This is a genomic window from Streptosporangium vulgare (assembly GCF_042428775.1).
Classification (GTDB): Bacteria; Actinomycetota; Actinomycetes; order Streptosporangiales; family Streptosporangiaceae; genus Streptosporangium; species Streptosporangium vulgare.
In genome coordinates this window covers 211,021-223,627 of record NZ_JBHMBS010000003.1, presented here as the reverse complement: position 1 = coordinate 223,627, position 12,607 = coordinate 211,021, and the positions used below count along the sequence as shown (strand labels likewise).

General features: G+C 72.2%; 7 protein-coding genes. 1 reads left to right on the top strand and 6 read right to left on the bottom strand.

The genetic code is table 11. The features are described from left to right. Window positions 1-265: 265 nt before the first annotated feature. From ACFFRH_RS07835 to pgfA (ACFFRH_RS07825), 3 genes are all read right to left on the bottom strand, one after another. Window positions 266-1,999, bottom strand: coding sequence for a hypothetical protein (locus ACFFRH_RS07835; protein ID WP_386155298.1), 1,734 nt, complete (start codon window positions 1,997-1,999; stop codon window positions 266-268). A gap of 138 nt (window positions 2,000-2,137) precedes the next feature. After that, complete coding sequence (locus ACFFRH_RS07830) at window positions 2,138-3,253, bottom strand: NAD(P)H-dependent flavin oxidoreductase (protein WP_344745263.1); 1,116 nt, start codon at window positions 3,251-3,253, stop codon at window positions 2,138-2,140. Between the two features lie 238 nt (window positions 3,254-3,491). Then, window positions 3,492-4,385 (bottom strand): cell envelope lipid trafficking protein PgfA, encoded by an 894-nt coding sequence (gene pgfA, locus ACFFRH_RS07825; RefSeq protein ID WP_386155296.1) that lies wholly within the window; start codon window positions 4,383-4,385, stop codon window positions 3,492-3,494. Between the two features lie 150 nt (window positions 4,386-4,535). Between pgfA (ACFFRH_RS07825) and ACFFRH_RS07820 the strand changes: the two genes are divergently transcribed. Beyond that, window positions 4,536-5,768, top strand: a complete 1,233-nt coding sequence (locus ACFFRH_RS07820) for an acyltransferase family protein (protein WP_344745261.1) — start codon at window positions 4,536-4,538, stop codon at window positions 5,766-5,768. Here the strand turns inward: ACFFRH_RS07820 and pgfA (ACFFRH_RS07815) are convergent. From pgfA (ACFFRH_RS07815) to ACFFRH_RS07805, 3 genes are read right to left on the bottom strand one after another with little or no spacing between them, the layout of a single operon-like run. Then, window positions 5,710-6,936, bottom strand: a complete 1,227-nt coding sequence (gene pgfA / locus ACFFRH_RS07815; protein WP_344745260.1) for a cell envelope lipid trafficking protein PgfA — start codon at window positions 6,934-6,936, stop codon at window positions 5,710-5,712. The two genes, ACFFRH_RS07820 and pgfA (ACFFRH_RS07815), sit on opposite strands and share 59 nt — an antisense overlap. Next, a complete protein-coding gene (locus ACFFRH_RS07810) occupies window positions 6,933-11,213 on the bottom strand; it encodes an alpha-(1->3)-arabinofuranosyltransferase domain-containing protein (RefSeq protein ID WP_386155293.1) in 4,281 nt (1,426 codons plus the stop codon). Before ACFFRH_RS07810 ends, pgfA (ACFFRH_RS07815) begins: the two co-directional genes overlap by 4 nt. After that, window positions 11,214-12,488 (bottom strand): glycosyltransferase family 4 protein, encoded by a 1,275-nt coding sequence (locus ACFFRH_RS07805; RefSeq protein WP_386155291.1) that lies wholly within the window; start codon window positions 12,486-12,488, stop codon window positions 11,214-11,216. It lies immediately after the preceding gene. Between the last annotated feature and the right edge of the window lie 119 nt (window positions 12,489-12,607).

Below are 12,607 nucleotides of genomic sequence, written 5' to 3'. Positions count from 1 at the left end.
GACACTGAAGGGGGTAATGCCGCTCTTCGCCGTAATCTAAAGCAAGATCTGCAGCTTGCCCATACCTTTATGTCACAAATCGACGAAAGTCGTGCTCGTCTCGACAGAAGCGGGCGACGCCGCGCTCTGGCGCGGCCGCACCACCGACCGGCTCGTCTACCCGGTCACCGACCGGCTCGTCACCTGGTCACCGATCGCCCATGACCACCGACCGGACTCCGGGCCTGCTCCTCCAACGCCCCTCCGGCGCTCCTCCGTCGCTCCCCTAGCGCGGGACCGGGCCGCCGAAGAGGCCGCCGATGACGCAGACCTGGGTGTCGGCCGAGAGGATCTCCATCCGCACGGAGGCGCCGGGGGCGGTGAAGGGGATGTGGATCCTGCCGGTTCCCTGTTCGAAGACGACCTCGGTCTCCTGCTCCCCGACGCGCACGTAGGCCGCCGTCCGGGCGGTGGAGCGGTAGTCCAGGCCGAGCACGACCATGCCGCCCTTGTGCGTGAGGGGGACCGAGATCATGCCGCCCCGCTGGGGGAAGCAGCCGCCGGGGGCGGCGACGTAAGGGCCGGTGAGGCGGGCGGGGACGAGACGGCGGCCGGTGCGGTCGAGCACGAGCGGGGCGGCGGCCGGCCGGGGGTTGCGCATGAGGGCGGCAAGCTCGGGCGGGGCCAGCGGGCTGAGGGTGAGGTTGCTGAGCCCCTCGTCCCCGTACCCGAAGCCGAACTGGTCGTAGGGGGTCTGCTGGGGGTAGACGTCGCTGCCCGGCGGGGCGGCGGCCAGCGTGGTCCGCACCGAGGCGAGGTAGGAGCGGATCTCGGCCCGCCCCGGCTCCGTCCCGGTCACGTATCTGTGCGCGGAGTAGACGGAGCAGGCGGCGACCCCGGCCGCCAGCAGCGCGCAGGCGGTCCTGACGGCGGCGCGGGCCGGGATCCGCCTGCGGTACGGGCGCGTCTCGCCCAGCAGCGGGAGCATCGCGAGCGCCAGGCAGAGGGCGATCACCGGGGTCACGTCCGCGAGGTAGCGGGCCTCCTCGCCCAGGGCGCGGTCCAGGGAGCGTCCGGCCAGGATCGGCACCATGAGGAGGGGCGGATAGACGGTGAGGATCAGCCACGCCTTCCACGCCCCGCGCCGGAAGAACAGGGTGACGGCGACGACCACCGCGACGAGCAGCCAGGCCGCGCCGATCATCAGCTGGGGCGGGACCGCGTAGAACTTGTACCACCAGGGTCCCGGGCCCCCGGCCGCGAGCACGGGGAGGGTGACGCCCAGCATCCGCGCCATCGCCCGGCCCGCCACCTCGGACGCGGGCGCCCCGACGGTCTGGCCGTGCAGGCGGTCGAGCTGCAGGAGGAACAGGATCGAGTAGGCGCCCGCCATGACCGCGTACGCGCCGAACACGACCGCCAGGGAACGCAGGCGCTCGCGGACCGGGAAGTACAGGACCGTTACCAGGACGAGCAGCAGGGGGATGGCGAAGACGGCCTTGAGGTGGAAGGAGCCGAGCCCGAACAGGAACCACAGTCCCGTCACGACCGCGTCCACGCCCCGCCCCGACCGCAGGAACGTCACGTGGGAGGCGACCGCCATCGCGATGGCGATCTGCAGCGGCAGGGCCTGGACCGCCGCCGCCCACCAGTAGAAGGCGGGCAGGGCGAGCGGCGTGAACAGGTAGAGGGAGAACGGCACCAGGATCGCCCAGCGGGCCCCGAACAGCACGCGCAGCATGCGGTACACGGCGAGCGAGGCGGCGAGCTGGAAGAGCAGCAGCGCCGCCGCGGTCACCGTCCAGTTGTACGCGCCGAGCGAGGTGACGACCTTGTTGGCGATCATCCCGACCGGCATCACGTGCGCGGAGTAGACCCCGAACAGGTAGTCGAGTCCGAACGGCTCGGCCGCGGCCCGGCCCACCATGTTGAGGTCGTCGCCGAAGAAGCCGCCCCGGTGCAGGACCACGCCCCGCCAGACCAGCTGGGCCGCGACGAGGACGAGCGCGACGCCGAACACCCGCCGGCTCCCCGGGAGGGGCCGGGAAACCCTCACCAGAGGATCGGGGGCGCGGTCGGTGACCTGGGGCGACGCCATCGTTCTCCAAACTCATCGGCTCTGATGAGTTCTTAGCCCATTCGTCCAGGTATGAGCTACCTACTCGTTGGTAATGCGGCCCAATCGTTCCATTGCCTCGACGTACTGCTCGATCATGCCGAAGACGACGTCCCTGGTGGACCTGACCTGGTTCATCGTGCCGATGATCTGCCCGGCGGGGAAGGTCGCCAGCTCGGTCGCGTCGGAGCGGCCGATCCGGCGGAGCGCCTCGGAGATCAGCATGAACTGCAGCGGCATCGGGAGCGTGCCGGGCGACTCCTGGGACTCCCAGGCGTCGGTCCACTCGTTCTTGAGCAGCCGCGCGGGCTTGCCGGTCCACGACCGCGAGCGCACGGTGTCGCGCGAGGTGGCCGCCAGGATGCGCTGCTTGACCACCTCGGAGGTGTCGGCCTCCTCCACGGCGAGCCAGATCGACCCCGTCCACACCCCTTCGGCGCCGAGCGCGAGCCCGGCCGCCATCTGGCGGCCGTCGCCGATGCCGCCCGCGGCGAGTACGGGGACGTCGACGGCGTCCACGACCTGCGGGATGAGGACCATCGTGGAGATCTCCCCGGTGTGCCCGCCCGCCTCGGTGCCCTGGGCCACCACGATGTCCACGCCGACCTCGACCTGCTTGATCGCGTGCCGGGGGGTGGAGGCGAGCGCGGCGACCTTCACCCCCTTGGCGTGGGCCTGCTCGACCACGTCGGCGGGGGGCGGGCCCAGCGCGTTGGCGAGCAGCGCGATCGGGTGCCGCAGGGCCACCTCGACCTGCGGGCGGGCGGTGGCGTCGGTCCAGCCGAGCAGCACCTTCCCCGCGTCCGCGTCGGCCGAGAGCGGCGGCACGCCGTGGGAGGCGAGCAGGCCGTCGACGAACTCCCGGTGCCCCTGGGGGATCATCCCCTGGAGCCGCCCCACGAGGTCCTCTGGGGAGTCGACGCCGAGGTCGGAGCCCGCGTACGAGGCGGGCATGACCACGTCGACGCCGTACGGCCTGCCGTCGACGTGGTCGTCGATCCACTTGAGCTCCATCTCGAGCTCCTCGGGGGTGAAGTAGAGGGCGCCGAGCACGCCCATCCCCCCCGCGCGACTGACCTCGGCGACGACGTCACGGCAGTGACTGAACGCGAAGATCGGCAACTCTATCCCGAGCATGTCGGTAACACGTGTCCGCATACCACGACTTTACGACCGGCCGGGAACAAACTGCAACGTGTTCTATTCCCGAATATTTCCGTTTGCCGCAACCCTAAGCTACTCGCGAGTAATGAAGCAGGGAAAAGGTGGAACACGTTCCAGTGGTATCGCGCCGGGGAACGCGAAAGAGGGAGGCCGCGGGCGTGTGCCCGCGGCCTCCCTCCGTGGTTCCGTCAGAGGCTCGGCCGACTCTCGGACGTCCCCAAGGCGACGCCTCTCAGACGTCCCTGCGGCGCCTCATGAGGAGGAAGCCGACGACGACCAGGATCAGGCCGCCCGCCAGGAGCGCCACCGGGATCGTGGTCTTGAGCAGCGTGATGGTGTTCCTGCCGTCGACCGCGTTCTTGACCAGGTCGTCCTGGGTCTGCTGGGTCATCTTCGCGGTGGCGACGAAGGCGAGCGAGCGCTCGACCCCGTCCTGGGTCTTGAGCACGTCGTGGCGCTGCTGCTCCTGCCGCACCGGCGAGCCGGTGACCGGCTCGATCCAGTAGGTGTTGACGCCGTCGTAGATCCGGTCCACCTGCACGTCGCCGGGGTCGTCCATGCCGAGGACGGAGGCCGGGGCGGTGATGGTGTCGATCTTGGTCGCCGGGACGGACTGCTCGAACCGGTAGACCGTGAGCCCCCCGACCTGCTCCTCGCCGACGAACTTGGCGTCGAACGCCTTGCCGGTGGTCGAGTTGAACACGCTGTACGTCTTCTTCTCGACGTCGAAGGGCCACTTGTAGATCTGGCCCTGGAGCCGCACGGGGGTCTTGTCGATGTTGACGTTGCAGCAGTTGACGCCCTCGCCGGTGTACTTGTTGAAGGCGCTGCGGCGCTCGGTGAAGTTGATGAGGGGGTTCTGGTTGGTGACGTCGTTGACCGCCATCGCCTCCTCCCAGACGACCCGGTCGCCCTCGGCCGCGGCGACGTCGCCCCTGGTGGTGACGGTGATGTCGAGGTCGCCCGTCATCACCTTCAGGTCCCCGGGACTGAAGTACTGGGCGTCGACGGCCTCCAGCTTGCTGATGCCGTACTGGTCGGCGGGGGCGGCGATGAGACTGGGCGCCACCTGGAACCGCACGAGCGGTGCGAGAACAATGAGGAATGCCCCGATTCCGATCAACACCAAACCGATGACGCGACGCATCGCTCCTCCAGGGGCCGTGCGCTGTATAGGTGTCCGGATCGCCCTATAACATGTTCCATTTCGCGATATGTTAGTGCCGGGAATCATCTACGTCACCAGGGATGCCAAAAAGTGACCGAAACAGGTTCTATGCCGGTTCACCGGGGTCCGGCGGCCGGGGACGTACGGGATCTCCCGGCGGTCGGCGGGCATCTCGACGCCATGGACGGCGTCCGCGCGGTCGCCTCCTTCGGCGTCCTGGTATACCACGTGGCGAGCACGACGGGCGCCTCCCTGCGGGAGGGGTTCCTGCCCGCCCTGCTCTCCCGGGGCGACATCGCGGTGCCGATCTTCTTCCTGCTCTCCGGCTTCCTCCTCTACCGGCCCTGGGCCAGGGAGGCCATGGAGGGCACGGAGGGCACGGAGGGCACGACTCCCCCTCGCGTCGGCGACTACCTGTGGAAGCGGGCGCTGCGCATCCTGCCCGCGTACTGGCTCGTGGTCGCCGTCGCGCTGTCGCTGTGGTCGTGGCCGCGGGCGGCCGACCCGGTCAGCTGGCTGCCCTTCCTGCTGCTGGTGCAGAACTACGTCCCCGACCCGTGGTGGGCCGGGGCGAGCCCGCCGGGGCTCGGGCAGATGTGGAGCCTCTCGGTCGAGATGACCTTCTACCTCGCCCTCCCGCTGATCGCCGTCGCGCTGCGCGCCCTGGCCCGGCGCGGCGCGGACCCGGTGGCGAGGGCCCGGCTGCTGCTCACCGGCGTCTGCGCGCTCGCCCTGGTCTCCCCCCTCTGGGCGATCTTCAGCCACCTCCCGGTGCACCGGCCCGAACTCGGGCTCTGGCTCCCCCGGTCGATGCTCTACTTCGCGACGGGCATGGCGCTGGCGGTCGTCTCGCTCTGGGCGCACGCCGAGACCGACCCGGACGCCCCGGTCCGGCGGCTGACCCGGGGGCTGCGCGAGTCGTGGGTGACCTGCTGGATCATCGCCGCCCTCGTCTACGCCGTCGCGGCCAGCCCCGTCGCGGGGGGCCGCCTCTTCGAGATCCAGGACCTGTGGACGGACATCTTCGAGATGACCCTCTACACGGTCTTCGTGCTGGCCCTGCTGGCCCCGGTGGCCCTGCAGACCTCCGAGCCCTCGCCGCTGCGCTCGCTGCTCGGCAACCGGGCGATGCGCTATCTCGGCCGCATCTCCTACGGCGTCTTCCTGTGGCAGTTCGTGGTGATCGTGGGCTGGTACGAGCTGACCGGCCAGCAGAGTTTCACCGGCGGCCTGCTGACGACGCTGGTGGTGTGCACCGCGTTCACCGTGCTGCTCGCCGACCTCAGCCACCGGCTGGTCGAGGCTCCGTCGCTGCGGCTCCACCGCCTCCGCCGCCGCTGACCCGCTCCCCGCCCTCATCCCCGTCGCCCTCCTTCTCACGGGGGCCGTCCTTCTCACGGGGGCCGTCCTTCTCACGAGGGCCGTCCACGTCCCCGCCGTCCTTCTCGGGAGAGCCGTCCGGGTTTCCGCCCTCCTGGCCGGAACCATCCGTACCGTCTGCGTCCTCGCCGTCCTCGCCGTCCTCGCTGAGGCCGTCCTCGCCGTCCTTGCCAAGACCGTCACCGTCCTCGGCGTTCGCGGGAGCGGGGACAGGGGCGCGGGCCTGCACCCGCAGGCCCGCCACCAGCAGCAGCGCGCCGAGTACGGCGCACGACAGCGGGACCACCCGGTTGACGAGCGTCGTCCAGCGGCCGAACTGCTCCGCCTCCCCGGCGTTCCACCGCTCGTCCCCGGCGCTGGTACGCATGTCGGCGGCGAGCGCGACCAGCCGCCCCCGGCCGTCGGGGGTGCGCAGGGTCTTGACCAGGTTCTCCCTGAACCCGATCACCATGCCGCTCTCCGGCTCCACCCAGAAGGTGCGGGTCCCTTCGAGGTAGGCGTTGACGGGGAACGCCCTCCCGCCGCCCAGGCCGAGGACCGACCCGGGCAGCTCCATGGGCTGCTGGACGAGCCGCTCGTTGACCAGGCGCTGCGCGTAGCGGTTGACCCGGACGCCGTACAGGGTCTCGATCCCCTCGAAGCGGGCGGCCACCGGGCGCCGGACGAGCGGGTCGTAGACCTGGTAGGCGATCGGCCGGGCGTCGAAGGGCCAGCGGAACACCAGCCCGCGCGGGGCGGGGTTCGCGTTCTCGTCGACGTAGTTCTCGCAGCAGTTGACCGCCAGCCCCGTGCGGCGGTCGAAGGCGGCGCGCCGCTCGTGGTAGTCGACGCGCTGTCCGTCGCGGGTGGCGAGGGAGACGAACTCGGTCCACACGGCGACGTCGGGCGTGGACCTGACCGTGTCCCCGTACCTGGCCACGACCGTCTCCAGGGGGACGCCCCGGTGCGTGCGCAGCGTGGCGGTGTCGAAGTAGGAGCCGGACTCGGTGGTCAGCTTGGTGATCCGGTCCTGCTCGGCGGGCAGCAGCAGGCCGCTGGGATAGACGTAGAGGCGGACCAGCGCGGCCATCGTGATCAGGAAGGCACCGGCGACCAGGAGCAGCACGCCGCGCGTCCTCTGGTCGTTCATCGTCGCTCCGCGGGTTGGAGGGGACCGTCCTGTCGGAGGGGACCGTCCTGCGCCCGTGCCCGGGCCGGCAGCCACGAGCGGGGCGGCGGCGGCACGCGCGCCGCGGCGAGCAGCAGGCCGAGCGCGACCAGGCACAGGTACTGCGCCGCCACCGCTCCGGCGTCCCCGCCGTAGCCGAGCGCGAGACCGGCCGCGCCGAGCGCCGCCGCCACCGGGAACGGCGTGAGCAGCACCCGGCCGATCCGGTACGGCGGGCCGCCCGCGCTGTGCCCGGCCCCGGCGACGCCCCGCAGCCACAGGGCGAGCGCCGCCACCAGACCGGTCAGCACGGCACCGGCCCAGCCCTCGGCCAGGAGGCCCAGCGCGGGGGCGAGCGGCCACAGCCAGGCCGCCCGCACCGTCGCGGGCGGCGACGCGGGAAGCCTCCCAGCCGGGCGGGGGCGGGCCAGGGCGAGCACGACGACCAGCGCGACCAGCGCCCAGCCCGCGATCAGCGACGTCCGGTAGAGGCCGTCGGGGGCGTACGTCATCACGACGGTCCCGCTCCCTGGGGGCAGCAGCCACGCCTGCCGCCAGCCGTCCAGCCGGGCCGGCTCCAGCACGCGCCCGCCGAGCGACGCCTGCCAGCCCCGGTTGAAGTTCTCGCCGAGCGCCAGGTAGGAGGGCTCCGTCGTGGAGACCCTGACCCGGCGCTCCCCGGCGTCCCACCTCTCGACGGCCACCGGCCGCAGGGTCACCGCCGCCGCGTCCCCGGCGCTCCCGGCCCTCCCGGTGCTCCCGGCGGCTCCGGTGCTCGTGGCGCCCCCATCGCTCCCGCTCCCGGTGCTACCGGTGCTCTTGGCGCTCCCGATCCCGCCTCCGGTGGCGCGCAGGACCATCGAATCCACCCGGAAGCCCTGGAGCGCGGCGGCGCGCACCCGCAGCGTGCCGCCCTGGGACCACACCGCCTCGCAGGCCCGGTAGCCGACCGGGCGGCCGTTGAGCAGGTCGCCCAGGGTCCCGCTGTGGATCTCGGTGGGCGTCTCGACCCCGTTCACGGTGAGCGTCGGGCCGAACCCGCAGGGCATCCTCACCGGCTGCGTGTCCAGGGCGGGCAGCGGCGCGACGCCCGGAACGGCCACCCCGAGCACCTCCATCCGCCAGGAGCCGAGGGCCGCGAAGGTGAGCTTCACCCGGCTCGCCCTCATCGGCGCGAAGCGGATCCACCCGTCCTTCGAGGCCCAGGCGTACCGGACGCCGCCGTCGGTCTCGATGGTGACCCGGACCGGCGGGGCGCCCAGCCTGGTGTCGGGGAAGTCGACGCGCAGCCGCGACAGGGTCACCTTCCTGCCCAGTTCGGCGGAGAGCGAGGGCGCCAGGTCCTTGTCCCCGGCGTACCAGATGGTCCTGCGGTCGTCGTCGAAGGCCGCGTAGGCGCCGGTGGCCGGGATGTCGCCCGCGGTGGAGGAGGCGGTGGCGCGCGGGAAGCTCCCGGTGGGCATGAGCAGGGCCTCCGCCACCCGCTGGTCGGTGAGCACGGCCCTGCCCTCCAGCACCCGCCTTCCGGTGGCGACGGGGACCGACCTGTCGAAGGCGTATCCGTCCTCGCCCACGAAGCGCAGCCTGTCCGAGCAGGTCCAGGCGTAGGAGCCGAGCATGCAGCCGGGGGCGGTGTCCGTCCGGCTGGTCACGACCGTCCGCCCCGGTTCCGAGGTGCCCGCCGAGGAGGCCGGCCCCTCGGCGGGCACCACGAGCGTGCGCCCGGGGCGGACCCCGGGGATGGACAGCTCGGTGATGCCGACCCGGGGGTTGGGGTCGCGGAGGACGCCGGTGACCCGGATCCGGAGCCGGGACGTCCTGCCCTGCGGGACGTTCAGCTTCTCCCACAGCGAGGTGAGGCCGAGCCTGGTGCGCACCCTGCCGGTGTCGGTCTCCACCATGACCTCGGAGACCGTCACCGCGTTCTCCGAGCGTTCGAAGACGGCCTGCATCGAGGGCACCGAGATCGGCTCGGTGAACCGGACCTCCAGCCACTGCTCGGTGGGCGGCTTCCAGCCGGTGGAGCGCCAGCCGGTGCGCAGGTCGAAGTCCACCGCGGCGTACGGCTGCTGCCCGCCGTCGCGGGTTCCGGGGGTCACGCCGAGCCTGGACTGCGAGGAGGAGGCGGTGACGCCCTTGATCCCGGTGAAGACGGCGACCGTCTTGGGGTCGGCCCACGCCGGATCGGTGAGGTCGTAGGCGGGCCCCCGGCCCTCGTAGGGCTCGTCGGGCGTCATCGTCTCGCCGTACGGCCTGCGCAGGTCGCTCACCACCAGCTCGCGCCGCCGCATGGTGTCGGTGAGGACGGTGTCGGCGGCGGGGATCGCGTCCGCGCCGGGGTCGTCGCCGAGGATCACCGGCCGGTCGTCGTCGAGGACGCCCTCCTCGGCCATGGTGAGCAGCGCCTCGGGGCCGCCGGAGACCCGCAGCGGCCGTTCCGCGGCGACCGTGCCGACCACGGGACGGGCCCCGGCGACCTCGTAGATCTCCAGGGACGTGTACGGCTGGTCGAGCCAGCCCGCGCCGGTCGAGGAGTCCTCGAAGCCGACCGTGGGCCCGAAGCCGCGCACCCGGTTCAGGCCGGGAGAACGGTCCAGCGCCTCGTGCACGCGGGCGGGCCACGCGTCGCCGAAGGCGACCCTGTCGAGGTCGTTGCGGATCAGCAGGTAGCGCACGCCCATCCGGCGCAGCGCCTGGGTGAGCCCCTCCGACCCCTGCCCGTTGGCGAAGCGGTCGTCGATCGCCTTGACGAGCCGGTTGGAGCCGGCCGTGCCCCACGGCACGATCGTGTTGCTCACCCAGCGGGCCTTCTTCAGCAGCGGCTGGAACGGCTCGTCGAGCGGCCGTCCCCAGGTGTACTCGCCGCGCCGGGCTCCCGGCAGGACCAGCACGGTGCCCTGGTCGGCCCGGTCGTCCAGCCAGGAGGCCGCCTGCCGCCAGTGCTCGGGGACGTCGGCGAACGCGCCGCTCGGCGCGATGCCCGCGGCGGCGACGGGGACGAGGGTGAGCCCGACCAGCCCGGCCCCCGCCACCGCGACGGGGAGGCGGACGACGGCCCTGCGCGCCCCCACGTACGAGACGAGCGCGGCGAGCCCGAGCACCAGCGGCAGCCGTACCAGCGCGTTGAACTTGTGCAGGTTGCGGAACGGCGCGAGCGGGCCGTCCAGCAGCGCCCTGAGGGGTTCGGCGAGCGGCCCGGCGTGTCCCGCGACGAGGATGGCGACGCCCACGAGCGTGGTGAGCAGCAGGAAGGCCCGCTCGGGCGTGCGCGCGAGGGTGAGCCCGGCCAGTCCCAGCCCGGCGACGAGCGCGGTGACCAGCACGAGCCAGGGGGTGGTGGCGTGCTCGTAGGCGGCGGGCAGGAAGGGACGGCCGTCCACCGGCAGGAAGGCCACCCAGCTGTTCATGCCGCGCAGCACGTTGGTCAGCGAGCCCACGACCGTGGTCGTCCACGCGTTCTCGGTGAAAGGCATGAAGGAGAAGACGTACCGGCCGAGCATCACCAGGGGGACGAGCCACCAGAACGACACCGCGGCGATCGCGGCGAGCCACCAGGCGATCAGCCGCCGCTTGCGCGGGCCGCGCGCCCGGGTCAGCAGGTAGATCATCGGTACGACGAGCACGGCCAGCTCGGCGGCGGCGTTGATGCCGCCCGCGCACAGGAACGCCAGCGCCGACAGGCAGGCGGCCCTGCGCGGGCTCGTCTCGCCCCGCGCTCCCCGGATGAGGAAGAGCAGTACCCAGGGCAGGACGGCGCTGGGGGCGAACTCCACCGAGTTGAACCCCATGAGCGCCTGCGCGTGCGGGGCGAGCGCGTAGGCGAGACCGGCCAGCACCCCGGCGAGCTGCCCGCCGATCCGCAGCGCCCTCGCCACCTGGGCGACGCCGACGAAGGCCACGCACAGGATCAGCGTCACCCAGAGCCGCTGCACCACCCACGGGGGCATGCCCGCGTTGATCAGCAGGGTGTAGAAGGGGCCCATCGGGAAGATGTAGCCGTACGCCTGGTTCTGCAGGTGTCCCAGATAGTCCTGGTCCCACATGTTCAGCGCCTGGGACAGGAAGCCGATCGGGTTGATCGGCATGTCCAGCTTCGTCTCGGCGATGAGCATGCCCGGCGCCATGTTGAAGGCGACGGCCGCGAGGAAGAGGCATCCCGCGAGCAACCTGAGCCTGCGGCGCAGCCCGGTGTCGGAGGCTCCGAACGTGGCGGGAGGCGCGGTCAGGCGGGTGATCCACGCCTCAGAGATCACGGACACTTATGGCGGGTCGGTCTCACCCGTGGCGAGACAGGGATCGGATACATGGAGGTGACGACCGTTTTTAGATAGTTCCGTGGTGATTAGTCCGGTCATCGTAGCGCCCGTTCTCCCCCAGGTGAACTCGGCGGCCCAGAGCCTGCACGCCTGCTGGATCTCCTCGCGCCTGGCCGGGTCCGACAGTTCCCGCAGCGCGCGGTCCACCACGTCGGCGAGCGCCTCCCCCTCCCTGACCAGCCAGCCCGTGACACCGTCGCGTACCGAGTCGCGCAGTCCCGCGACGTCGAAGGCGACCGTCGGGACGCCGAGCGCGGCGGCCTCGATCACGGTCAGCCCCCAGCCCTCGAACTCCGAGGCGGTGACGTTGACCCGCGCCGCCCCCAGGATCGCGTTCTTGGCGGCCTCGGGCAGGAAGCCGTGCAGGTGGACCCGGTCCTCCAGTCCTCGGCGGGCCGCGTGGGCGGCGAGCCGCTCCCGCTCGCCGCCGCGCCCGATCACGTGCACGTGGATGCCGGGCCAGGCCCCCGCGAGGTCACCGGCGAGGTCCACCACCCGCTCGACGCGCTTGTGGCCCACGAGCCTGCCGAGGTAGACCACGGCGGGATCTCCCGTCGTGTCCCCGACGTTCGCGACCGGGCGGGCCACCGGGCTGCCGTTCGGGATGACCTGGATCGGCGCGAGCCAGCCGAGCCGCTCGCGCAGCTCGTTCCTGGAGGACTCCGAGACCGTGACGGTCGCGCGGCGCCGGTAGACGAGCCGGGCGACCGGCCCCTCCACGAAGCAGCCGATCCGGGCCAGCCAGCGCGGGAAGAAGGCGTGGAACTGGCGGTCGTGCACGTGGTGCACCAGGGAGACGACCGCCGTACGCCGTCTCACGACCAGGGGGGCGAAGAAGGGGATGCCGTTCATGCAGTCGATGACGGCGTCGAAGCTCCGGCGCCGCCACAGCAGCCAGAGCGGGACCAGCAGGTAGACGAGGAAGGGGTTGCCCATCCGCCGCAGCGCGATGCCGTCGCGCTCCTCGGCCGCGGACTGCCCGGCCTCCCTGGAGGTGACGAAGGTGACCGACGCTCCCTGCCCGATCAGGTAGCGGCTGACCTGCCAGGCGTACTCCTCGGCGCCGCCCGCCACCGACTGCAGCGGCTCGCGGAAGTTCAGGACGGCGACGCGCACCCCGCGCATGGACTGCCGCTGCCGCGCCGTCGCGGCCACCAGGCCCGCGGCGGGCGGCGGGCCCGAGGCCCGGGGGGTCGCCCTGGCGCCCTGTCCGGCCACGACCACTCCTATCTCCTGCGTCTCCTGTGACTCCGTTGACTTCGTTGACTCCGTACGGCGCGCCCTCGCACGACGGGTCCGGATGTCGGGTGTCCGGGTGAACCGCCGCCGCACGACAT

What these genes read in the sequence shown, in the direction of transcription:
- ACFFRH_RS07830 (WP_344745263.1), bottom strand. Translation starts at nt 3,253, where the DNA reads ATGCGGACACGTGTTACCGACATGCTCGGGATAGAGTTGCCGATCTTC.
- pgfA (WP_344745260.1), bottom strand. Translation starts at nt 6,936, where the DNA reads ATGAACGACCAGAGGACGCGCGGCGTGCTGCTCCTGGTCGCCGGTGCC.
- ACFFRH_RS07820 (WP_344745261.1), top strand. Translation starts at nt 4,536, where the DNA reads ATGCCGGTTCACCGGGGTCCGGCGGCCGGGGACGTACGGGATCTCCCG.